Origin of the sequence: Photobacterium sp. 1_MG-2023 (genome assembly GCF_030547945.1) — a bacterium.
GTDB lineage: Bacteria > Pseudomonadota > Gammaproteobacteria > Enterobacterales > Vibrionaceae > Photobacterium.
This window is the reverse complement of record NZ_JAUORR010000001.1, coordinates 384,889-408,069: the sequence shown is the minus strand read 5'-3', so window position 1 is coordinate 408,069 and position 23,181 is coordinate 384,889. Positions and strand designations below refer to the sequence as shown.

Sequence of the window (23,181 nt, the reverse complement as noted above, 5' to 3'; positions counted from 1 at the left end):
TTCTTAATCGCTTCGATGTCGCCGGTGTCGGCAACAACAGTCGTCAGGGCGCGCAGTTGTTCAAGTTTGTTGCTCATCTCTGTTAAACCTTACTTGGTGTGTGGGCGAGAACCAATCCACATGCTTTGATAGACAAAATCACATTGCTGTGAACAGATGTGATGGTGCTGAGCAAATGGAGATACAATATTTGTGCTTTTCGCCACAAAAGTCAAATGCAACGTTTCAGATTAGGGCATTTAATCCCACTTTCATCTGACGCATTTCCCGTCGTTGCTGCCAACGAGCCTGGGTCCGCCGTGAAGCGCTTCTGTGCATCAAAAAGAGAACGCTGATCAATCCTGCATACATCATGAAATGCGCATGAATCGCTGGTTTTCGGCAAGGTGGCGGTGGGAACATCAGGCGTTGCTCTGTATCAACAGAAAGATAGAGGTTGTTATTCCGGTGCCCCCGGCTTTGGTGAGTTTTGTGGTGGTGTGGGTGAACAAAATTTTATTGATTGGTTTTTTGTTCACCCGGAGTTGCGCTTGTTACAGGACGCATTCGTTTCATCCGATCAGTCAATCGGTGTGGCCAGCTTATCTTTCACCGTTTTGGCTAAACTGGACAGGAGCAAGGCGCAAGAGACGGACCCGGCATCCAACACCTCGATGGAGCGTTCTCATATCCCGACGGCGATGATGTGTTCTTTGTCGAGGTGACACGAGAGGATCGGAGTGGTCAAGTGCGATGAGGGCGCGTTTGATATGGAAGCGTGTGATCAAACGTCGACTTTAATCCTTGATAGATTGAGCTTTTTGCACGATGAAAACAAAACACTGTGAATTTTTGGTCTCATTGATAACCAATGAAAAAACTGAAACTTAGGAAATTCTGCTCAAACAGCGCGCTTTGGAAAGGATTTGTGACGGGAGATCAAAGAACTCCCGTACTCGATGTATCACTTGGTTAACAATTGCCCGGCACAGACAAGTTACTCTGAATCCGACATATTTAACAGCGCCATTGCGCAGCTGGCACTGGTCGCTAGCACGTCGATCACACCGGTGCGTAAGGCACCAAGAATCGACAGCGCTTTGCGGCTCTCGCTCGCCATCGCGATAACATTGGGAATGCGATGCAGATCGGACATGGTCAATCCCACGACGCGTCCGCGCATCAGGGTGTCGGCCTGTTGGCCGTCAAGGCGGAAAAAATCGAAGCCACCGATATCCCCGACAATGCCATCATTCAGACGCGCCTCCACAAACTCTTTGGCGGTAAAACATCCGAGCTTCACCATGTGGCTGTTTTCGTCCATGTCACCGATGCCGACTAAGGCAAACTCCGCCTTACGTGCCTGATTCAGGGTTTCACTGATGTTGGGATGCGAGATAAAGACCCGCTGGGTGGCGTCGCTGTCGACATAGGCCGGCGCATACAGGGTTTCACTGGTGCCGCCGAATTTTTTGGCCAGCCGACGACAGATGTGATCGGCATTGATGGTGTCACCGCTGCGGTGCGTGCCGCCAATGGCGCAGACAAAGCGGGCGTTTCGGTGAGAGACGATACCCGGATGATCCGCCACGGCAGCCACGTTCTGGCCTTGACCGACGGCGACGACCATACCGTCCCGTAAATAACCATCGAGGTAAGCGGAAACCAGGGTTGAGACTTGCATACGCTGTTCCAGCGCGCTGGGTTGATCCAGTGCGATCAGGGCGCGTTTGAGATGAAATCTGTCCATCAATCGCTGCTCTAACTGAGCACTGTGGACCGGGTGAAATTTCACCGTGATTTCTACGATGCCTTCTTCACGCGCTTTTCTCAGCAGGCGGCTGACCTTCGGGCGGCTGATGCCAAACTTTTTCGAAATTTCTTCCTGTGTGGCGCTTTGCTGGTAATACAGAATCGCGATTTCTGTCAGCAGATCCGTGTCTTCAAGTTGATGGTCAAAAGGCGCGTTAGAAGTTGAGGGGGTCATAATGCAAGTCCGTACCAGAAGAGGCCACAGTGTAATGGATTCTGAAATACTGAACAAATGCATGCATCGCTAAACTTTGTCCACAGAGGGATTGGGCGGGATTTTTAGGGGCAGGTGTGATGGTTCTCGGTCTTTGCTTCGGCTCGTCGACGCCGTGGTCGCTAGCGAATCCAGTTGGCGTAATTCGGTGTAGCGCAGCGCGTTTCAGCAGTTTGATTTCGCCGATAATATTTCTACCGCATACCAAACCTGGACTTTCGAGAATGGTCCTGCTTAACCATTTAGCGAAGGGGTTTAGCTGTAATAATAAACAATTTCAACAACTTAAAAATCTTTACATTTTTGCTGGCGATGCTGAGGGCAGACCTATCGCACATCTGAAGAAGGCATTTGCTTGAATCAAGAAAGCAGCGGGAATTCTAGATAACTTTCGTGTCCACGACCTTGGCAAAGCCTTGCTTCAATCTTGATCAACAGCGGGAATGCCACACTCTATGATGTTTAGCATTTATTGGGGCATTAGAGCCCTCAAACTTCGACTAGTCATGCACATCTTGCTTCTAGCTGATTGAGGGAGGTGAGTGCGTATGTTGCAGAGTTTAGTTGAAAGGTGTGAATAAAGAACTTTCTTAAGTAGTCTAATACAGATAACTTAAGCCCATATTTCAACTGAAATAAGAGATACATAACATTTTAAAAGGTTCATATTTGCACAGGTTGTGGTTTGTTTATCATTATGGGAGTTGATGAATTTTTTTGATTGAATGTCTTTTATGAGTAATAACAACAAAAAACTTGCCAGTGACAGATTGGATACAGAAGAAGGTTTTTCTGAAATAGTTATAGCTTTAGTATCAGCCGTTGGAACAGACTTAAGTCGATTCATTAATCTAATGTCAGATGAATTAGAGCTGTACGACTTTAAACCTGAAGTTATTCGAGTTTCCTCCGGGTTCTTGCATGCACTGAAGCCTGTGCCCGAAAGTTTATCAAAACTACAAACTATTAATTACTTCATGGATCTTGGCAATGAATATCGTAATCTGACTGGAGATAATGCAGCTTTAGCATATGCTGCCATTTCCGAGATATCTCAACGGCGAACTGAAATTTTAGGGAATCTAGAGCCTCAGCCATTAAACAAGAAAGCATGGATAATTCGCTCACTAAAGCACCCTGATGAGGTTGCCGCTTTGAGGGAAACATATGGAAACAGTTTATTTGTCATAGGTATACATGCTAGTTACGAAAGCCGCTTTCAAACACTTGATAATAAACGTAGAAGTACTGAAGATAAGGATATTGTAAAGAAACTTATTTTAAGGGATGCGGATGAAGGGCCAAATAACGGCCATGGACAACATACGAGAGATACTTTCCATTTGGCTGATTTTTTTATCGATGAAGATCAAAACCTTAATAAGAATAGGGCAGATGTAGAACGAGTTTTTAAACTGATATTCGGATACCCATTTCTTACTCCTACTTTTGATGAATACGCTATGTACATGGCTTTTTCTGCATCTAGTCGATCTGCTGACCTATCAAGACAAGTTGGCGCAGTATTAACCAAAGATAATAATATAATTTCTACAGGAGCGAATGATGTTCCTAGAGCTAAAGGTGGTTTGTATTGGCCCTCCTTAGATAGTTCCCAAACACGGATAGTAGATAACCATGACGGCAGAGATTACATGCGTGGTTATGATGCTAACAAAAAAGCGATTCAAGAGGTTATTGATGATATTGTCGATAAACTGGATCTTGAAAACACTACCGAATTGAACAAGAAGCTGAAAAATACAAAATTGAAAGATATTACAGAGTATGGAAGAGTCGTTCATGCGGAAATGGAGGCGATTTTATCTTGTGGTAGGACCAACAATAGTACTTTAGATACAACTCTGTATTGTACAACGTTTCCTTGTCATAACTGTGCTAAGCACATAATTGCAGCGGGAGTATTGAGAGTTGTCTATGTTGAACCATATGCAAAAAGTAAAGCGTTTGAGTTTCACAGCGATGCAATTACAGAAGGTTACAGTGATGCAAAAGTGTCCTTCGAGCCATTTGTTGGAGTTGGGCCGAGAAGTTTCTTGAACTTCTTTTCTATGACTTTAGGTAATGGTCGAGAGATCAAACGCAAAAAATCATCAGGTGAGAATGTAGACTGGAGCCGAGAATCAGCTAAACTAAGGCTAAATCCTAACGCAATCCAATATATTGCAAGCGAGGAATTCTCCTCAGCTTTAACAAGTAAGCATTTCAAAATATATAATGATAAAAAATCCCTATTGAACAGGAACTTATGATGAAAAAAGTTGATAACAGAGCTCTGGTGGAACACTTGGAGAAAGCTGAGCAGAAAATTTCAGCTTGGCCTCAATGGCAACAACAAATTTTCAAGTCAAAAGTTACCTCTCAATCCTCTCATCTTTCGAGACAACAAGCTGTTAAAGAACCATCTACCTCTAACTAAAATCCTAGATGATTGGGTCGGTCACACCAGACTGACCCAATCGCTGTCACCCAGCGCTTACAGCACCTGATTCTAAATTCATAAATTTTCTATTGATTTGCTGTCGTTGTCCTCGATCCGGTCTTTAATCCGATTTTAGGCGGTTTGCTGTCGACGACGACAAAAATCACATCTAAATTTCCGCTAATCTCATCACTATTTACCCAGCAAAATCTCACTCCAGACTCATCGCAGATTGCTTCCAGAATCAGCTCTGGCTCATGAATTACCGTTGCTAGCATGAATACTAATCTGATGTTTAACCGCTGGAATCTAATGGATAGATTTCGATGAAGCAGGCGAAAAGGTGAGTGACCGGAAGGCATGACGGACTGGATATCGACCGGTCAAAACGAAAAAAGGCTCATGAATTTCTCCATAAGCCTTCTGGAATTTGGTGGCCCCTCCCAGACTTGAACTGGGGACCAAGCGATTATGAGTCGCCTGCTCTAACCACTGAGCTAAGGGGCCAAATGTGCAACCGATTATATGGGATGGGTGGGGTATTGTCTACCGGACAGGGGGTGACTTTTGTTTGTTTCTTAGGCAGTTAAATGCCTGCCGAGCCCTTGTGTGGCAAGGGTTGTGAGCTGAGTCCCATCGATATGCTGGCCAAGAAAAAGCGGGCAATGATGCCCGCTTTGTCATGTTTGATTGACCGAGAACCGGCTTACTCGTCCAGGAAGCTGCGCAGCACGTCGGAACGGCTTGGGTGGCGCAGTTTACGCAGGGCTTTGGCTTCGATCTGACGGATACGCTCACGGGTGACGTCGAACTGCTTGCCGACTTCTTCCAGCGTGTGGTCCGTGTTCATGTCGATACCAAAACGCATCCGCAGAACCTTGGCTTCACGCGGCGTCAGGCCAGCCAGTACTTCGTTGGTTGCCATGCGCAGGTTGGTTGCGGTGGCAGAGTCCATCGGCAGTTGCAGCGTGGTATCTTCAATGAAATCGCCCAGATGTGAATCTTCATCATCACCGATTGGGGTTTCCATCGAGATTGGCTCTTTGGCAATCTTCAGCACTTTACGGATCTTGTCTTCCGGCATTTGCATGCGCTCTGCCAGTTCTTCCGGCAGTGGCTCACGACCCATCTCCTGAAGCATCTGACGCGAGATACGGTTCAGTTTGTTGATGGTTTCAATCATGTGAACCGGGATACGAATGGTTCGTGCCTGGTCCGCGATTGAACGGGTGATTGCCTGACGGATCCACCAGGTCGCGTAAGTGGAGAACTTGTAACCACGGCGGTATTCGAATTTGTCGACCGCTTTCATCAGACCAATGTTCCCTTCCTGAATCAGATCCAGGAATTGCAGGCCACGGTTGGTGTATTTCTTGGCAATCGAAATCACTAGACGCAGGTTGGCCTCAACCATTTCTTTCTTCGCGCGACGAGCCTTGGCTTCACCAATGGACATGCGACGGCTGATGTCTTTGATTCGCTCAATCGACAGGCCGGTTTCGTCTTCCAGCATGCGCAGTTTGGTCGTTGCACGACGCAGATCTTCTTCGTAGTTTTTCAGACGCTCTGCATAAGGCTTGCCTGAGTTCAGTGCTTCGTCAATCCACGCAGAAGAAGATTCGTTACCGCTGAACAGCTGAACGAAGGTTTTCTTCGGCATCTTGCTGTTGTCGACACACATACGCATGATCAGGCGTTCGTTGGTACGAACTTTATCCATGGAATTGCGCAGTGAGCTGACCAGACGGTCAAACTGTTTTGGGATCAGACGGAACTGTTTGAAGATTTCAGACAGCTCACCAATGGCCACTTCGGTATCGGCATGATGACGGCCATTTTGATCAATGGCAGCAGCCATGCGCTCATAAGAAACACGCAGCTCTTTGAACTTCTCGCGTGCGACTTCCGGATCAATGCTGCCGTCGTCTTCATCGCTATCGCTTGAGTCGTCATCGTCGTCTTCAAGATCTTTGTCTTCGTCTTCAAGATCGGACTCACTCAGCTCGGAGCCAATGTGTGTCGCCGTTGGCGCAGACGTTTCTTCTTCGTTCGGGTCAACAAAGCCAGAAATGATATCAGTCAAACGCAGTTCTTCTGCTTCAACTTTATCAAATTGTTCAAGCAGATAAGAGATTGCTGATGGGTATTCAGCAACGGAACACTGAACCTGATTGATACCATCTTCGATGCGTTTTGCGATGTCGATTTCGCCTTCGCGAGTCAGCAGCTCAACCGTTCCCATTTCACGCATGTACATGCGAACCGGATCAGTGGTACGGCCAATTTCGCTTTCAACGCTTGATAATGCCTGCGCCGCCGCTTCGATGGCGTCTTCATCGGCATTATCTTCAGTCATCATGAGTTCATCGGCATCAGGGGCAGTTTCCACCACCTTAATACCCATGTCGTTGATCATCTGAATAATGTCTTCGACCTGATCAGAGTCAACAATGTCTTCTGGCAGGTGGTCATTAACTTCGGCATAGGTCAGATAACCTTGCTCCTTGCCCTTGGCAACAAGCAACTTTAGCTGTGACTGCGGATTTTGCTCCATAGACGATATCCAACTTAGGGTCTGAGTGAGAAAAAAGAATGCAGAAATGCAAACCAGTAATTATAACAAATGTCAGAATTGTTGACTACTTTTTAGTCGGGACGATTGAACAGCAATAGCTGGAGCTCCCGCTTTTCTTCGACTGATAAGCCGACAGTGTTCGATTTAGCCTGCAACTTCTCAATTTGTTGTGTGACGCATTGATCGATAACTTTATCCATCGCGTCTAGAAATACAGTGTGTAAACTATCTTCGTCATTGCCGAGCGGCATGTCCCAGGTGGCAAGCCGTGCCATCAGGGAACCTTGTTCCGTCTCTCGCCAATCTTCAAGCAACTGTCCGGTAGTGATATTGGGACGAAGTCGACATTTATCAACTATTGTCAGTAATAATTTTAATCCGGCCAGTTCTATGCCGGAAAAATCGGCCGTGTTCAGTTCCAACCCGTCGGCAAAGCCCGGGTTTTGCAGCAGCAGCGCAATGGCGACCCGCATGGGCGTGCGTTTGATGGTCGGCTGTGACACACGCACCGGTTTGTTGTCGCCATGTTCGCTGATCAGCTGTCTGAGTTGTTCCTCATCTGGTAGACCCAGCTTTTGCCCTAAAACTTTCCGTAAGTATAGCCGCAGCGTCCCGCCCGGTACTTTGTCGATCAGGGGAACCGCCAGCGTACTGAGCTTGGCTTTGCCTTCCCGACTGCTGGTATCTACTTGTTTCAGCAGGGTTGAGAACAGAAAATCAGAGAGCGTCATGGCGTCGCTGATTTGCTGCTCGAAAGCTTCCTTTCCGAATTTTCGTACATAGCTATCAGGATCTTCGCCGTCGGGCAGGAACATAAATTTCAGCTGGCGGCCATCATTCAGATACGGCAACGCTTGTTCCATCGCCCGCCAGGCTGCGTCCCGTCCTGCCCGGTCGCCGTCATAACAGCACACCACGGTGCCGGTCTGCCGGAACAAATGCTGAATATGATCGCCTGTCGTTGAGGTTCCCAGGGATGCCACCGCATAGTCGACGCCATATTGCGCCAGTGCGACAACGTCCATATAGCCTTCGACGACTAAAACGCGCTCAGGTTCCCGATAGGTCTGCATCACCTGATACAGGCCATACAACTCACGCCCCTTATGGAAAATCGGGGTTTCCGGTGAGTTGAGATATTTCGGGGTTCCGTCGCCCAATACCCGTCCACCGAATGCGATCACCCGGCCACGACGATCATGGATTGGGAACATGATCCGACCTCGGAATCGGTCATAGCGCCGACCTTGATCGTTTTCGATCAACATGCCAGCGCTGACCAGATCCTGCTGTGCCTGCTCGGTTCTGCCGAAGCGGTTGCGGACCTGATCCCATTGATCCGGCACATAACCAATGCCGAATTGTTTCACGATCTCACCTGACAGGCCGCGCCCTTTTAAATACTCAATGGCAACCTGAGCGTCTTGCTGACGTAACAGGGACTGATAGTATTGGGCGACCTGACCCATCAGGTCATAAAGACTTTGTTTTTCCTGTCGCTTGGCAGCGCTCTGGCCGCTTCCGCCTTGTTCACGTGGCACTTCCAAACCGAGCTGTGAGGCCAGATCTTCAACCGCTTCAACAAATTCGAGACGGTCAAACTCCATGACAAAGTCGAGGACATTGCCTTTGGCGCCGCAACCAAAGCAATAATAGAATTGCTTTTCGGGGCTGACAGAAAAAGAAGGGGTTTTCTCATTGTGGAAAGGGCAGCAGGCACCATAATTCTTGCCTTGCTTCTTGAGCTTCACCCGCGCATCAATTACATCAACGATGTCATGTCGTGAGATGAGGTCATCGATGAATGAACGAGGGATCTTTCCTGCCATACAATGAGTATTACCTGAAATTTGATCGGGAGAAATACAAACAAGCCGCGCATTCCCGGTAGGATAGCACGGCTTGCTGTAGAGCTGGGGGAGTTTTAGCCGAGCTTGGCTTTCACCAGTTGGCTAACTTTCCCCATATCGGCGCGGCCCTGCAGCTGTGGTTTGAGCACAGCCATCAGTTTACCCATGTCTTGCATGCTGCTGGCACCAGTGCTGGCAATCGCTGCGTCCAGCAGAGCGGCAACTTCGTCGTCGTTCAGAGGCTGAGGCATGAATTCTTCCAGCACGGTAATTTCAGCACGCTCAACATCGGCCAGATCCTGACGACCTGCAGCTTCATACTGAGCCACAGAGTCACGACGCTGTTTCACCATTTTCGTTAGTACTGCCACGATGTCGTCGTCGGTCAGAGTGATCTTCTCGTCGACTTCACGTTGTTTGATGGCAGCCAGAACCAGACGGATAGCACCCAGACGGGCTTTATCCTTCGCTTTCATAGCGGTTTTCTGTTCGTTCTTAATACTTTCGATTAGGGCCATGACGCTGTCCTTGTTCTCTGTAAATTAGTACAGACGAACGCGACGTGCGTTTTCGCGAGCCAATTTTTTCAGGTGACGCTTAACTGCCGCTGCTTTAGCGCGCTTACGTACAGTTGTTGGCTTTTCGAAGTGCTCACGACGGCGAACTTCAGAAAGGATACCTGCTTTCTCGCAAGAGCGCTTAAAACGACGTAGAGCTACGTCGAACGGTTCGTTTTCACGTACTTTGACTACTGGCATGTAATACTCACCTCAGAGTGATTCGGTTAACGCTGATGATCAAAATTATCAGCTGATTAAAAATGGTGCGAAATTCTAATCTGATCCGGGGCCGTTTGTAAAGTATTCTGCATGTCAGAACTGGTGAAATTCTGTCAACAGCGGTAACATGCCCGTCCGACGTTCCGCACCGGCTAACGGCATCGGTGCTGCACCGAGTGTTAGTCCGTATTAAGTATAGAGGTTGATATGCGTATCCTGGGCATCGAAACGTCCTGTGATGAAACAGGCGTAGCGATTTACGATGACGAAAAAGGCCTGCTGGCTCATGAGTTGTACAGCCAAGTGAAATTGCACGCCGATTATGGCGGTGTCGTGCCAGAGCTGGCCTCACGGGACCATGTCAAAAAAACCATTCCGTTGATTAAGCAGGCGCTGGCCGATGCAGGATTAACCCCGGCGGACCTGGACGGTGTGGCCTACACTGCCGGTCCGGGACTGGTGGGTGCATTGCTGGTTGGCGCGACGATTGGCCGCAGCCTGGCTTATGCCTGGAACCTGCCAGCAGTGGCAGTACACCATATGGAAGGCCACTTGCTGGCCCCGATGCTGGAAGACAATCCACCTGAATTTCCGTTTGTGGCATTGCTGGTTTCCGGTGGTCACACCATGATGGTGGAAGTGAAGGGCATTGGTGAATACCGTATTTTGGGCGAATCGATAGATGATGCGGCCGGTGAAGCCTTTGATAAAACCGCCAAACTGATGGGGCTGGATTATCCGGGCGGGCCTTTGTTATCAAAGCTGGCCGACCAGGGCACGGCAGGGCGCTTTACGTTCCCGCGTCCGATGACAGACCGCCCGGGTATGGATTTCAGCTTCTCCGGTCTGAAGACCTTTGCGGCGAACACGATTCGTGCGAACGGTGATGATGAGCAGACCCGTGCTGACATTGCTTATGCGTTTCAGGAAGCCGTGGTCGATACGCTGGCGATTAAATGTAAGCGTGCGCTGAAAGAAACCGGTTTTAAACGTCTGGTGATTGCCGGTGGGGTGAGTGCGAACAAGCACCTGCGCGCCGAACTGGAAGTCATGATGGAAAAACTGGGTGGCGAAGTCTTTTATCCGCGCACTGAGTTCTGTACCGATAATGGTGCGATGATTGCGTATGCAGGTATGCAGCGTCTGAAAAATCAGGAAATCATGGATTTGGGCGTGAAAGCGCACCCGCGCTGGCCAATTGATACCCTGAAACCGCTCCGCGGCTAAACCCCTTGCCGAGCTCAGTGCTCCGTCCGAATTCGGGCTGAACGCTGAGCTGATACAATCGCAGTCATTCACGGGTCATCCTAGCTTGTTCAAATGTTCGATCACTGCGTTAGATTTTTGATTGTAGAATGACTACTGATCTAAAAATCTGCTTTGTTCTCAACCATTTTTCTGCGCTATCTCTGACCTCTGACTCACTTTGATTGGTATTATTTCGGCAGAAATTTATGCCAGATTTTATATTCTTTGCCGTCGAGTAACCGGCGTACATTCTCGTGATGTCGCAGGATAATCAGGCAGGAGAGCATCGCCACCGGCATGGTGTACTGTGGTTTCACCCACCAGGTAAACATCGGGGCCAGCAGTGCAGTGATCATTGAAGCCAGCGAAGAATAGCCACAGACGAGCGCCACGACCACCCAGGTTCCAATTAACATGCCGCTTAAATCCCAGCCTATCGGCGCGAGTGCGCCCAAGGCAGTCGCCACGCCTTTCCCGCCCCGAAAATGAAAGAAAATCGGGTAGATATGTCCCAGACAGGCGGCGATCCCGATGATCCCCAGCAGAAACGGATTGATGCCAAGAAAGTAACTGATCCAGACCGGCAACATGCCTTTCAGGATATCGCAAACCAGCACCATAGCGGCGGCACCCCGGCCACCGATACGCAGCACGTTGGTGGCTCCGGGATTCCCTGAGCCGCTGTCACGGGGATCCGGTAAACGGAACAGGCGGCAGATCAAGACAGCACTGGAGATCGATCCCAGCAGATAGGCAGCAATAATGATCAGCAGCACCAGCGGTGTCATAGCGGCTCCTGTGGATCCGTGACGGCGTCGTCATCCGGATCAATTCGGTGTTCGTGACGTGTCACGTCTGATGACATTCTTGAGAACAGCTGTGGTATAGTGCATCAGCTTTCAGCGGCCTGGCGTGTTTTAAACGCCGGGCAGCGCTTATGTCATGAAAAGTGACAACAATGTCCCGATAATACGCACTTTTGCTCACATTGGGTATCCGACCTCTCAACAAATTAGCGATGGAACATGGATTCAGTATTTATCGAACATCTGGACGTCATTGCCTCGATTGGCGTGTACGACTGGGAACAGGAAATTAAGCAGAAGCTGGTGTTGGATTTGGAAATGGCTCACAACAACCAGCCAGCCGCGCTGGCTGACGATGTGAATCTGGCACTGGACTATGCGGCGGTCAGCCAAACCGTCACCGACTTTGTCGAACAGGGACGCTTTTTATTGGTTGAGCGCGTGGCAGAAGAAGTGGCCAGCCTGATCATGAACCGATTCAATGTGCCTTGGATTCAGGTCAAAGTGACCAAGCCGGGCGCCGTGCCAAACGCGCGTGGTGTGGGCGTGGTGATTCAACGGGGACAGCGTGACTGAGGTTTATATCAGCATCGGCAGTAATCTTGACCGTGAGTACTCGGTACGCGCGGCCATTGCCGAGCTGAAACAGTTGGGGGCTGAATTTCGGTTATCGCAGATCTTTGAAGCGGAGCCGGTGGGTTTCGACGGGCCAAGTTTTTTGAATTGTGTTGTGGCATTCAAGACCCAACTGTCGCCGGATGCGCTGCAGGCGCAGCTGAAAACACTGGAACGTCAGTATGGCCGGTTACCGGATGCCCCTAAACATCAGAGCCGGACGCTGGACTTGGATCTGTTGCTGTATGGCGATCTGATCCGGACGGATGCGCCCGTGCTTCCCCGTGATGATATTTATAAGTTTGCATTTGTCTTGCAGCCGCTGATGGAGCTCTGTCCTGAACAGGTGATTCCCGGCGATGGCAGAACCGTGGCAGAAATCTGGCGGGAATTTGAACACCCGCAGGTGCTTCGGCCGGTCGTCATCAAGATTTGACCCGGAATTGTCTTTGCTGCCGGAACTGACTGCGTCAGCTGCGGTCAATCCGTTGACGATCAAACACCAAAGGTCACAGACCTGAAAAAAAGAAAGGAAAACAATGAGTCATTTTGAAGCGTTCATGTTGGCATTGATCCAAGGCTTGACGGAGTTTTTACCGATCTCCAGTTCGGCCCATTTGATCCTGCCGTCTCAGGTTCTCGGCTGGGCGGATCAGGGTATGGCGTTTGATGTTGCAGTCCATGTGGGGACGTTGGCGGCCGTCGTGCTGTATTTTCGTAAAGAAGTTGTCGCGTTGCTGGTGGCTTGGGTGCGATCGCTGATCACCGGTAAATGTTGCCGGGAAGCCTCACTGGCCTGGATGATTGTCCTGGCAACGATTCCGGCCTGTGTGTTCGGCTTTTTTATGGCTGACATTATTGAGCATTATCTGCGTTCAGCTTGGGTGATTGCGATCACGACGATCGTTTTTGGTCTGCTGTTGTGGTGGGTGGATCGCCGGGCTCCGCAGAATATGGATGAATACGCAGCTGATCCGAAACGTTCACTGTATATTGGTCTGGCGCAGGCTGCAGCCATGATTCCGGGCACTTCCCGCTCTGGGGCCACCATGACCGCGGCACTGTATCTGGGGTTCACCCGTGAAGCGGCAGCCCGGTTTTCGTTCCTGATGTCGATTCCAATTATCGTGCTGGCGGGGACCTATCTGGGCACCAAGCTGGTGGAAAGCCCGGCACCGATTGATCTGGGCGGTCTGGGCATCGGTGTGGCGGCCTCTTTTGTCAGTGCCTATGCCTGTATTCACGTGTTCCTGAAACTGGTGACCCGACTGGGCATGCTGCCGTTCGTGATTTACCGGTTATTGCTGGGCTTTGGTCTGATTGCTTTTCTGCTGAGCCAGCAGTGAGCCTGATTGGGCCATTTGTGATGAAAGCCGGACAGTGTGCCGGCTTTTTTGTACGCGGAGTTCAGGATTGGTTCACGCCATCATGAGCTGGCAAACCCGGGAGTCAATCTAGCGTCCCAAAACGTGTGCGGCAGCCTCGGTGCGGCGTATGGCCAGTTGTTCCTTGATGGCTGCGCCCTGATATCCGGCCTCGACAATGGGCTGGACTGCGACGGCCTGAGCCGCTGCAAAGACAGCCAGCAGCACATCTGCCTGTGGGTAGGGATCGTTTTCAAAGCCTGTCCGGCCCCGGACATCTGCCCGGCAGCACAGGGCCAACTGTGTCACGCGTTCTGGTTTTCGCCAGGCATCGATCTGGTCGAAGATTTTGATGAACGTGGCCGGACGCAGCTCATCGGCTTTGTGGATCTTGGTGTGCTGGGCGCAGACCATTAAGGCGGCATCGCGGTAATGATTGGGGATCCGCAGCCGCTGGCACAGATTGCGAATCACATCCAGCCCGAGCTGGCAATGCAGTTTATGGCTGGGCAGTTCCTCGACCGGTGACAAGGCTTTGCCGAGATCGTGGACTTGGGCACAAAAACGAATCACCGGATCCGTGCTGAGCAAAGACGCCTGATAAGCAACCATCAGGGTGTGCACGCCGGTATCGATTTCCGGATGCCATTTGGCCGGTTGCGGGACGCCAAACAGGGCATCAATTTCTGGCATGACCACGGCTAAGGCGCCGCACTGGCGCAGAACCGTCAGGAAGATGTCGGGCCGGGCGGTGTTCAGGGCACGCTCCCATTCCTGCCAGACGCGCTCCGGGGTCAGGGCTTCCAGCTCACCCTCGGCAACCATTTCCTGCATCAGTGACAGGGTTTCCGGTGCGACCGTAAACCCCTGTGGTGCGAAGCGGGCCGCAAAGCGGGCCACACGCAAGACCCGCAAAGGATCCTCAACGAATGCCGGGGAGACATGACGTAACTGACGCTTTTCCAGATCGCGCTGGCCGTGATAGGGGTCGATCAGCGTTCCGTCATCTGCCTCAGCGATAGCGTTGATGGTCAAATCCCGGCGCATCAGATCCTGCTCCAGCGTGACTTCCGGCGCCGCATAGCATTCAAAACCTGTGTAGCCTTTGCCCGCTTTCCGCTCCGTGCGGGCTAAGGCGTATTCTTCTTTGGATTTCGGATGCAGAAAAACGGGAAAATCACTGCCGACCTGGCTGAATCCCTGTTCCAGCATCTGCTGTGGTGTCGCGCCGACGACCACCCAGTCTTTATCTTTGACGGGCAGATTTAACAGCTTGTCCCGAACAGCGCCGCCCACCAGATATATTTCCACGATTCTCTCCTCGTCTTTGTCAGTCTTGCGTCCGAAGGGTATACAATCGGTGTCACGAACGCTAATGTATCTCAGTTATTTTACTTCATCCCGGACGAAGACATGTACACGGCATTTTTTGGCCTGACCGAAGCCCCTTTTTCTATTGTGCCCAGTGCACGCTTTCTATTTCTCAGTGATCGTCATCGGGAAGCACTCAATCATATGCTGGCCGGACTGGCGGACGGTGGCGGTTTCGGCCTGCTGACCGGTGAAGTCGGGACGGGCAAAACCACAGTGCTTCGGGCGTTACTCTCAAAGCTGGGTGAAGACACTCAGGTGGCTGTGGTACTGAACCCGGCGCTGTCGGCGCACGAGCTGCTGGAAAGCATCTGCGATGAGCTGGGATTACCGGCTTCGCCGAAAGATAGCTATAAAGCCCTGACTGACCGCTTGTATGCGCATCTCAAACAGAATGATCAGGCAGGGAAGCATACCCTGTTGCTGGTGGATGAAGCGCAGCACCTGCTGCCGGATGTGCTGGAACAACTGCGGTTACTGACCAATCTGGAAACGGACCAGCGCAAACTGCTGAAAGTGGTGCTGGTGGGCCAGCCGGAATTGCAGCAGTTGCTCCAGCAGCCTGGTTTACGGCAACTGGCACAGCGGATCACGTCCCGCTATCACCTGTTACCCCTGACAGAAACAGAAGTGGCTGCTTATGTTCGCTTCCGGCTGGAGCAGGTGGGATGCGCGCAGCCTGTCTTTACGCCTGCCGCACTGAAAACGCTGGCCCGGGTGTGTCATGGTATTCCGCGACAAATCAATCTGGTGTGTGACAAAGCCATGCAGCTTGCCTGCAGGGACAGTCGTCAGCAAATCGCACCGGAGCACATCCGGCAGGCCAGTGAGCTGGCACTGGGCTGGGCTGTTCCGCAGCCGGTAAGTACGCCCGCCGCGGGTCAGCGACATTGGAGATGGGTGATCGCCGGGTTGCTGGCACCTGTGCTGGTGGCCAGCGGCTATTATGGTGCGGGCTGGCTGACAGAAAACAAGCTGGGCGTGGTGATTCAGGCGCCGGCTGTTGTGGATCTTGAGTCTGGCGAAGCGACGCCTTCCGCTGAAACACTTGCGGCGCGAGCATCGGCCGAGCAGGAAAAACGCTGGCAGCAATTACTGGCGATGCAGCCGGATGAACGGGGCGCGATGCAGCGTTTATACCAGTTGTGGGGATATGAGGTCACCCCGAATCTGGCCAATTGCCTCAGCAGTCAGCGAATCGGGCTGGTGTGCCAGAAGCGGGAAGGGGATCTGGCCGAACTGAGCCAGATTAACCGGCCAGCAGTGCTGCCGCTGACCCTTGAGGACGGCACCACCGATTACGCCGTTTTGTATGCACTGTGGCCCGGTGAAGCCGAACTGATGCTGGGTGACGAGCGGGTTCGGGTGAGCCGGGCCTGGCTTCAGGCGCGCTGGCAACAGCAATATACCCTGATGTGGCGACCCCCGATGGGCGAGAGCAGTAGCATTCGTTATGGTCAGCAGGGGTCGCGTGTTGCCTGGCTGGATCGCCAGCTCAATCGGCTCCTGGGAGAGCCCGGTGGCGTCAGCCGTCAGTTTGATCAGGATGTGCTGGAAAAACTCCGCCGGTTCCAGCGGGCACAGGGCCTGTATCCGGACGGGATTGCCGGGCCGATGACCCTGATGGTACTGGATACCGCGCTGGGCTTGCCCGGCCCAGTCCTCCATCAGCAGTACCGCACCGATGCCGAACCTGCACATGAACTGGGGCCGGTCGCTTTCCTGCCGATGCCCAAGCTCACGACAGAGGCATTACCGGATCTGATTCAGACCGGTTATTCACCGTCTGGTGATGCACAGCCTGAGCGGAGCGCGTCGGACAGCACCCCGGATGATCAGTGGCCTGAACTGGCTGAAACACCTGTGGAATATGACAGCGCTCGGGACAGCAGCTGGGATCTGGATAATCTGGATCTGTCGGAGTTATCGCCAGAGCTGGCCAGCCGGTTGCATCAGGCCATTTCGGCTACAGATCAGCCGAAAGGTCAGGGGCCTTCCCTGATTGATTCACACATGCTGGAAAAATCAGCTCGGGATGAAACACAAGCCCCGGCAGAGGATGAGCTGATGAGTGTTGAGCAATTACCAGTACGACTGCAAAAGCAGTTACCCGCGATTGATCTGCAAACCCATATCTATTCTTCCAGCGCGAACAGCCGCTGGATTAAGGTGAATGGCCGCGAAGTCTATGAAGGGGATGAAATTGCACCGGGGTTGATTCTGGAGCAGATTGGTCCGAGAAAAGTGGTGCTGGACTTCCGAAACCAGCGCTTTGAAATGGCCGCACTGTCGCAGTGGCCTGCTGGTTAAAAATCGAGAGGCAAAACGGACAGCTACAAAAATGGCAGCCTTGGCTGCCATTTTTCTGTGTCGGAATACGGGTTCCGTTGACGGGGGATTATGCCCAGCCGTTGTTGCGCTTTTTGCGGCGCGGGATCAGGTGTGGCAGAACCAGGCCAAACAGCAGGCCACCACCGGCAACCATACCGCCGTAAGTGAACCACTTCATCAGCAGGTCGTCCGCTTGCGTATCCAGCTTGGCGCGCAGTTCACGGATTTCAGCCTGTGACGTCGACAGTTGTTCATTCAGGCTGGAATTTCGGTTTTCCAGATCGGTGATCTGCTCTGTGCGGCTTTCCAGAGAAGACTGAAGCGTCGCATTGCGCTCGTCACTGGATTGTTTGGCATTGGCCAGTGCTTTTTTCACTTCACTCAATTCTTTTTCAAGCTTCGGCAGGCGTTCTTTCAGGCCAACCTGATTGGAAATGTAATCACTGTTGACCCAGCCGGTGCGACCACGGTCATCTAAAACCTTGGTGAAACCTGTTTCTCTGTTGGTTTCCAGCACGGTGACTTTGGTGCCGGCATCGACGCTGCCTAAAATTTTGTATTGCGTACTTGGTCCGCGATGCATGTAAGTAAACAAGTCATCGGAGATATAACGCACCTGCTGAGCGTGTACCTGAGCGGCCATCAGCACGGCGACAGCGGCAAAAATTAAGCGGAAAAGTTGCTTCACTCTGGGATCCTTGAAGGAGCTTGGTTAATCGTTGGAGCACAGATACTAAAAATTTTGCGTCTTTTGCGCAAGAGAAGAGGGAGGCATAGCCTCCCTCTTTTGACCTTGTGCTACTTTTTGGCAAAGTTGACTGAAGGTTGACTGAAATCAGCCAAAAGCCGCTTGCATTACGTAGAAGAAAATGACTGACAGCAGCGCACCTGCAGGCAGGGTGATGATCCAGGATGCCACGATGTTACGGACAACGCCCAGATTCAGTGCCGCGATACCGCGTGCGAAGCCGACACCCAGGACAGCACCCACCAGTGTTTGTGTGGTGGAAATCGGCAGACCTGTGCCCGACGCCAGCACAACGGTTGAAGCCGTTGCCAGCTGCGCGGCAAAACCACGGCTAGGGGTCAGTTCTGTGATCCCGGTACCGACGGTTGCCATCACTTTATGGCCCATGGTCGCCAGACCGACAACGATACCCAAACCACCCAGCGGCAGAATCCACCAGGCAATGGTCGCTTTCTCAGCCAGTTCGCCCATATGCTCAACCGTGGACACAACGGCAGACAGCGGACCAATCGCGTTGGCAACGTCATTTGAGCCGTGGGCGAAAGCCATCGCACAGGCCGTCACCACCATCAGCAGGCTAAACACACGCTCAACGCCCGCGTAACCATTGCTTCCGACAGATTGCTCTGCGTCTTTGTAATTGCGCTGAATATACAGATAACCGAAACCCATCACGATCAGAGACACCACGATTGAAGCCGCCCAAGCTTCTGTGTTGCTCAGATGCAGGCCCACGTGCTTCAGACCTTTTTTAATGGTCACCAGCGCAATAACCATTGCGGTGATAAACATATAGACAGGCACAAAACGTTTGGCGTTGATCAGCGGATTATCGGTATCGAAAATTAATCGCTGCGCACTGATAAAGATGACATAGGCAAAAATACCTGAGATCAGTGGCGTGACGATCCAGCTGCCTACGATGCCCTGTACTGAACCCCAGTCGACAGCTTCTGTTCCGACAGAGACACAGGCAAAACCGATGATGGCACCAATGATGGAGTGTGTGGTCGAAACCGGCCAGCCCATGTAGGAGGCCAGCAGCAGCCAACAGCCAGCAGCCAGCAGTGCCGACATCATGCCGTACACCAGAATTTCAGGCTGTGACGTATAGTAAGAGGTTTCAATCACCCCTTTCCGAATCGTTTCGGTCACTTCGCCGCCCGCCAGATAAGCCCCGGCGAACTCAAAGATCATGGCGATGATGATCGCCTGTTTCACCGTCAGTGCTTTGGAGCCGACCGAGGTACCCATTGCGTTTGCGACATCGTTGGCACCGATACCAATCGCCATAAGAAAGCCAAAGAGGGCCGCCACCATGATAATCACGGTGCCATAATTAGCCAGGATTTCCATTGTAAAACCTTGTGTATTTACTCTTGCTCGTTAAGAGCGGGATAGCATAATTTCGAGTCGTGAACCGACGCGTTGCGCCTGATCCGCAATACCACCAATCCATTCGAAGATTTTGTACATAAACATCACGTCGACGGGATTGTATTGGTCTTCGACCTTGCGTAACTGCTGCCGCAGGGTGACCTGCATGCTGTCAGTATCATCTTCGATCACATCAAGCTGGTTGATCATTTCAGCAACCAACGTGACTTCGCGGCCTTTGAAACCGGTTTCCAGCAGTTCATCCAATTCGTGAATAACACGGCTGGCCTGATTCGCGGCATCAAGGCAACGTTGAACATAGGCGAGAAAGTCTGCGTAAAGGTTCTCAGGGATGTCTAACTGGCGTCCGTAAACGCGCCCTGCGATATCCTTGGCGAGGTTGGCAAGTTTGTCCTGCTGGGTCAGAAGGTCCAGCATGTCAGTCCGGTCGACTGGCATGAACAGACCGCGGGGAAGCTTCAGGCGGATTTCACGTTTCAGCACATCTGCATCTTTTTCAAGCTGCGAGATTTGCTCACGGTACTGTCCGGCTTTTTCCCATTCTTTGGCGTGACACGCTTCAAAAAACGGGACAAGCAGTTCACAACATTCATTCACACGAGTGACGTGGCGTTGCAACGGTTTGATTGGGGATTTCGCAAAGAGCCCCATAATTGTATTTACTGGCATAGCCGATCAACCTAAAGATACCTGTGATAAAGGCGAAATCTTGAGCGATGAATCTGAGCCTGTTGCGCGTTGGAGACTTGTTCGGGACATCAGCAACAAGCCGATGTGGCAGCAGAAAGCAGGAGGGGCGTCGCAAAATAAAAGCCTGAATGACGTCGGAGAAGCGATCATAGTCGTCACAGTTCAGGTTCTGAACTGAACGAGCGCTTCACTGCGTTACTCATCATTTATTTAGACGCACTAAACTCCATGATTCGTGCCTTGATTAGCGCTTTATCCAGCACTGAACAGAACAAATAGTCCAAAGGTCAATAGGCCCTATGGCGCGCATGGTAACGTATAACTTAGTACAGGGAAACACATTTTGTACGGCGATTTCGGGAGATTTCCTGCTTGCTCCCGGCAGGATAAGCAAATATCCTTGGCTGGCTACCGTTTATAGGGACAATTATGGAAACCGAGATAGAACTGAAGTTTTTCGTCTCAGCGGACTTTTCGAGTCATTTATTGCGGAAAATTGCGCAAGCCAAGATTTTGCAGCAGAGCAGTAAACGACTGGGTAACATTTACTTTGATACCCCTGAGCAAATTCTTCGTCAGCATGATATCGGCCTTCGGGTGCGCCGGATTGATGATGTCTATATACAGACCCTCAAAACAGCAGGACGCGTTGTTGCCGGTTTGCACCAGCGCCCGGAGTACAATGCTGAACTCAATGGCTCGCAGCCGGACTTATCCTTACATCCTGCAGATGCCTGGCCGGAGCATTTCGACATTGCTTCTATATCCAGCCAGATCGCCCCTCTTTTTTCGACTGATTTTGAACGCCAGCAGTGGCTGATTGCCATGCCGGACGGCAGCCAGATTGAACTGGCTTTTGATCAGGGGGAAGTGCGTGCAGGTGAGCGGAGCGAACCGATTTGCGAAGTGGAGCTGGAACTGAAATCCGGACAGACCGATGCGCTGTTTACACTGGCTCGCGATCTCTGTGATGAAGGCGGTATGCGGCTTGGAAACCTGAGCAAAGCCGCTCGTGGTTATCGTCTGGCGGCTGACTATCCCGGAGATAATGTTCATCCGCTGTCTGAGGTGATGCTACCCGGTGATGCCTCTGCTGAGCATGCGCTGATGGTTTCACTGGAGTCTGCACTGGCTCACTGGCATGATCATGAGCAGATTTATGTTGAGCGCCAGCCATTAGAAGCCTTGATTGAAATCCGCCATGCGATTTCTCTGATCCGTCAGGCTTTGGTGGTCTTCGGGACCATGATTCCACGCCGGGCCAGCGCGCAGTTGCGTCAGGAACTGAAATGGCTGGAAGGTGAGCTGGACTGGCTGGAAGAAGCAGGGGCGCTGGATCGCTGGCTGGCTGAAAAAGGCCATGCGCTGAAAAAACTCAATGCCCGCAAACCGTTGGTGAAAATGCTGAAAGCGCAGCATGAAGATCTGCCGGACAACGAAGCGGTGTTGCGGCTATTCAATTCCAGCCGCTACTGTAATTTACTGCTGAATCTCAGCAACTGGTTATTAAGCCGTGGCTGGCAGCCATTTCTGGATGAGAAAGCGCGGGACAAGCTGGCGGCGTCGGCCAAATCGTTCGCGGATATTTCTCTGGCCAAAGCCTGGGAAGAGTTGGGTGAAGCGTTCAGTGAAAAGCGACACCTGAACCGGGCCGATTATCTGGATCAGCAACCGCGCCTGTTGCGAAATCTGGTCGGTGGTTTGTGTTTTGCGTCGCTGTATGACGCGGAGCGCCGCGAAGCATTCCGCAGTCCCTGGCTGGATATTCTGCAGGGGATGGAAGATCTGAAACAGTTGGAGCCGATTCGCGCACTTCAGCCCGAATTTGATGATGAAGATGATCGGAAACAAATCGATAAATGGTTGCACCGCAAGGAAGATTCTTTGCTGCATGCCATGGATCAAAGCCGGCAGATTGGACTGACGCAACAACCTTACTGGCCCTAAGCCATCGCCGGTATGATTAATCCGGCTCTGAATCTGAACGCCCTGTCTGCGTTGCCTCGGAATCTGAGGACAATGCGCCGGGCGTTTTTCGTTGCTGTTTCTCGCGTGCCGCTCTGTCCAGTTTGCGCTCCAGCGCATCGATTCGAGTCAGTAGCTTTTGCTGGCTCTGAAGCAGTTGTTCGAAATCCTGCTGATTGGTCACGGGTGTTGCCTGTTTATGTTTGCCCGGCTCAGAAATAAAGGAACTGATCAGGCCCGCGACCATACCGAACAGCCCCACACCACAGGTAATAATGACCGCTGCCAGTAATTTTCCCAGCGTGGTCACCGGATAATGATCGCCGTAACCCACGGTTGAAATCGTCACAAAAACCCACCACAGCGCATCATCCGCACTGTGAATATTTGCCGCCGGATCTTTACTTTCAATGATAAGGATCAAGGAGGAGCCGACGGTAACCAGTACAGTGAGCAACAACACAATGGTGGCGATGGTCGCTTCCCGGCGGTAAGTCAGGACGTGCTGCAGCACCTCCTGACCGGATCGGAGCAACCGGATCACCCGGAAGATCTGAACGACTCGCATAAACCGCAGGGGTTCAATAATAGGGATACTGGCCAGATAATCCGGCCAGTGGGTTTTCAGGAAGGCGCGCTTGTCCTGACTCCGGAGCAGATCCGCTGTCAGCTGTAGCCAGAACACCAGACAAATCAGGGTATCGACGGTGATAAAGAGCGAATAAACCCGGTCATCGCGCGGGATAAAGAACAAACTGGTGACCAGCGCCAGCGAGATAAACGAAAGCACGAGTGCAACCAGACTCATCGGGTTCAGTTCATGTTTGACACCGTCGATATTTTTCATCATTCCATTTTAGTTATTCATGACAGGCATATAAGATACAAAATTACTGCGGGCTCTCTGAATTTACTGGTGTTACTCAGGAAAATGCAAGTGTGTTGTTGCGTGTGAATGCACACTTTCGGATACCGTTGCAGTGCAGAGACTGT

At 51.5% G+C, this 23,181-nt stretch carries 20 protein-coding genes, 1 tRNA gene and 1 pseudogene; 10 read left to right on the top strand and 12 right to left on the bottom strand.

Annotation, left to right across the window (positions count from 1 at the left end; all coding sequences use genetic code 11):
- The first annotated feature begins 392 nt into the window (after window positions 1–392).
- Window positions 393–704 carry a hypothetical protein gene (locus tag Q4579_RS01735; protein WP_303561140.1) on the top strand — a complete coding sequence of 104 codons (312 nt, stop codon included), beginning with the start codon at window positions 393–395 and terminating at the stop codon, window positions 702–704.
- Window positions 705–976: 272 nt separating this feature from the next.
- On the opposite strand, the gene Q4579_RS01730 is transcribed toward Q4579_RS01735, so the two are convergent.
- Entirely contained in the window at window positions 977–1,966 is a 990-nt protein-coding gene (locus Q4579_RS01730) for a sugar-binding transcriptional regulator (protein WP_303561139.1), read from the bottom strand.
- Window positions 1,967–2,193: 227 nt separating this feature from the next.
- Here Q4579_RS01730 and Q4579_RS01725 point away from each other — a divergent pair.
- From Q4579_RS01725 to Q4579_RS01715, 3 genes and pseudogenes are all read left to right on the top strand, one after another.
- Window positions 2,194–2,534: pseudogene (locus tag Q4579_RS01725) on the top strand (integrase); the annotation flags it as partial.
- A gap of 205 nt (window positions 2,535–2,739) precedes the next feature.
- Window positions 2,740–4,278, top strand: a complete 1,539-nt coding sequence (locus Q4579_RS01720) for an anti-phage dCTP deaminase (RefSeq protein ID WP_303561138.1) — start codon at window positions 2,740–2,742, stop codon at window positions 4,276–4,278.
- Window positions 4,278–4,445 (top strand): hypothetical protein, encoded by a 168-nt coding sequence (locus Q4579_RS01715; protein WP_303561136.1) that lies wholly within the window; start codon window positions 4,278–4,280, stop codon window positions 4,443–4,445. The genes Q4579_RS01720 and Q4579_RS01715 overlap by 1 nt, the downstream gene beginning before the upstream one ends.
- Window positions 4,446–4,879: 434 nt before the next feature.
- Here the strand turns inward: Q4579_RS01715 and Q4579_RS01710 are convergent.
- From Q4579_RS01710 to rpsU, 5 genes are all read right to left on the bottom strand, one after another.
- Window positions 4,880–4,955: transfer RNA gene (locus Q4579_RS01710), tRNA-Ile, on the bottom strand.
- Window positions 4,956–5,154: 199 nt separating this feature from the next.
- Window positions 5,155–7,002, bottom strand: a complete 1,848-nt coding sequence (gene rpoD, locus Q4579_RS01705; RefSeq protein ID WP_303561134.1) for an RNA polymerase sigma factor RpoD — start codon at window positions 7,000–7,002, stop codon at window positions 5,155–5,157.
- Between the two features lie 92 nt (window positions 7,003–7,094).
- Window positions 7,095–8,852: a DNA primase gene (gene dnaG, locus Q4579_RS01700; protein ID WP_303561133.1), complete on the bottom strand. Its 1,758-nt coding sequence runs from the start codon at window positions 8,850–8,852 to the stop codon at window positions 7,095–7,097.
- A gap of 95 nt (window positions 8,853–8,947) precedes the next feature.
- Window positions 8,948–9,391, bottom strand: coding sequence for a GatB/YqeY domain-containing protein (locus Q4579_RS01695; protein ID WP_303561132.1), 444 nt, complete (start codon window positions 9,389–9,391; stop codon window positions 8,948–8,950).
- Between the two features lie 24 nt (window positions 9,392–9,415).
- On the bottom strand, window positions 9,416–9,631 hold the full coding sequence (gene rpsU / locus Q4579_RS01690) for a 30S ribosomal protein S21 (protein ID WP_002537656.1): 216 nt from the start codon (window positions 9,629–9,631) through the stop codon (window positions 9,416–9,418).
- A 228-nt stretch (window positions 9,632–9,859) separates the two neighbouring features.
- On the opposite strand from rpsU, the gene tsaD reads away from it, so the two are divergent.
- On the top strand, window positions 9,860–10,879 hold the full coding sequence (tsaD, locus tag Q4579_RS01685; RefSeq protein WP_303561131.1) for a tRNA (adenosine(37)-N6)-threonylcarbamoyltransferase complex transferase subunit TsaD: 1,020 nt from the start codon (window positions 9,860–9,862) through the stop codon (window positions 10,877–10,879).
- A gap of 209 nt (window positions 10,880–11,088) precedes the next feature.
- Here the strand turns inward: tsaD and plsY are convergent, their stop codons facing one another.
- Window positions 11,089–11,688 (bottom strand): glycerol-3-phosphate 1-O-acyltransferase PlsY, encoded by a 600-nt coding sequence (gene plsY / locus Q4579_RS01680; protein WP_303561130.1) that lies wholly within the window; start codon window positions 11,686–11,688, stop codon window positions 11,089–11,091.
- Between the two features lie 237 nt (window positions 11,689–11,925).
- On the opposite strand from plsY, the gene folB reads away from it, so the two are divergent.
- From folB to Q4579_RS01665, 3 genes are all read left to right on the top strand, one after another.
- Window positions 11,926–12,282: a dihydroneopterin aldolase gene (gene folB, locus Q4579_RS01675; protein WP_211647061.1), complete on the top strand. Its 357-nt coding sequence runs from the start codon at window positions 11,926–11,928 to the stop codon at window positions 12,280–12,282.
- Window positions 12,275–12,757 (top strand): 2-amino-4-hydroxy-6-hydroxymethyldihydropteridine diphosphokinase, encoded by a 483-nt coding sequence (gene folK, locus Q4579_RS01670; protein ID WP_303561129.1) that lies wholly within the window; start codon window positions 12,275–12,277, stop codon window positions 12,755–12,757. The genes folB and folK overlap by 8 nt, the downstream gene beginning before the upstream one ends.
- 103 nt (window positions 12,758–12,860) lie before the next feature.
- Window positions 12,861–13,667 (top strand): undecaprenyl-diphosphate phosphatase, encoded by an 807-nt coding sequence (locus Q4579_RS01665; protein ID WP_303561128.1) that lies wholly within the window; start codon window positions 12,861–12,863, stop codon window positions 13,665–13,667.
- Between the two features lie 108 nt (window positions 13,668–13,775).
- Here Q4579_RS01665 and Q4579_RS01660 read toward each other — a convergent pair whose 3' ends face one another.
- Window positions 13,776–14,996: a multifunctional CCA addition/repair protein gene (locus tag Q4579_RS01660; protein WP_303561127.1), complete on the bottom strand. Its 1,221-nt coding sequence runs from the start codon at window positions 14,994–14,996 to the stop codon at window positions 13,776–13,778.
- Between the two features lie 102 nt (window positions 14,997–15,098).
- Between Q4579_RS01660 and Q4579_RS01655 the strand changes: the two genes are divergently transcribed.
- A complete protein-coding gene (locus Q4579_RS01655; RefSeq protein ID WP_303561126.1) occupies window positions 15,099–17,366 on the top strand; it encodes an AAA family ATPase in 2,268 nt (755 codons plus the stop codon).
- Between the two features lie 88 nt (window positions 17,367–17,454).
- On the opposite strand, the gene Q4579_RS01650 is transcribed toward Q4579_RS01655, so the two are convergent.
- From Q4579_RS01650 to Q4579_RS01640, 3 genes are all read right to left on the bottom strand, one after another.
- Window positions 17,455–18,030 carry a TIGR04211 family SH3 domain-containing protein gene (locus Q4579_RS01650; protein WP_303561160.1) on the bottom strand — a complete coding sequence of 192 codons (576 nt, stop codon included), beginning with the start codon at window positions 18,028–18,030 and terminating at the stop codon, window positions 17,455–17,457.
- Between the two features lie 192 nt (window positions 18,031–18,222).
- Window positions 18,223–19,491, bottom strand: a complete 1,269-nt coding sequence (locus tag Q4579_RS01645) for an inorganic phosphate transporter (protein ID WP_303561125.1) — start codon at window positions 19,489–19,491, stop codon at window positions 18,223–18,225.
- Between the two features lie 30 nt (window positions 19,492–19,521).
- Entirely contained in the window at window positions 19,522–20,202 is a 681-nt protein-coding gene (locus tag Q4579_RS01640; RefSeq protein ID WP_303561123.1) for a TIGR00153 family protein, read from the bottom strand.
- 450 nt (window positions 20,203–20,652) lie between these two features.
- Here Q4579_RS01640 and Q4579_RS01635 point away from each other — a divergent pair, with 450 nt between their 5' ends.
- A complete protein-coding gene (locus tag Q4579_RS01635) occupies window positions 20,653–22,170 on the top strand; it encodes an inorganic triphosphatase (protein ID WP_303561122.1) in 1,518 nt (505 codons plus the stop codon).
- A gap of 16 nt (window positions 22,171–22,186) precedes the next feature.
- On the opposite strand, the gene Q4579_RS01630 is transcribed toward Q4579_RS01635, so the two are convergent.
- Entirely contained in the window at window positions 22,187–23,035 is an 849-nt protein-coding gene (locus Q4579_RS01630) for a potassium channel family protein (RefSeq protein ID WP_303561121.1), read from the bottom strand.
- Window positions 23,036–23,181: the final 146 nt, after the last annotated feature.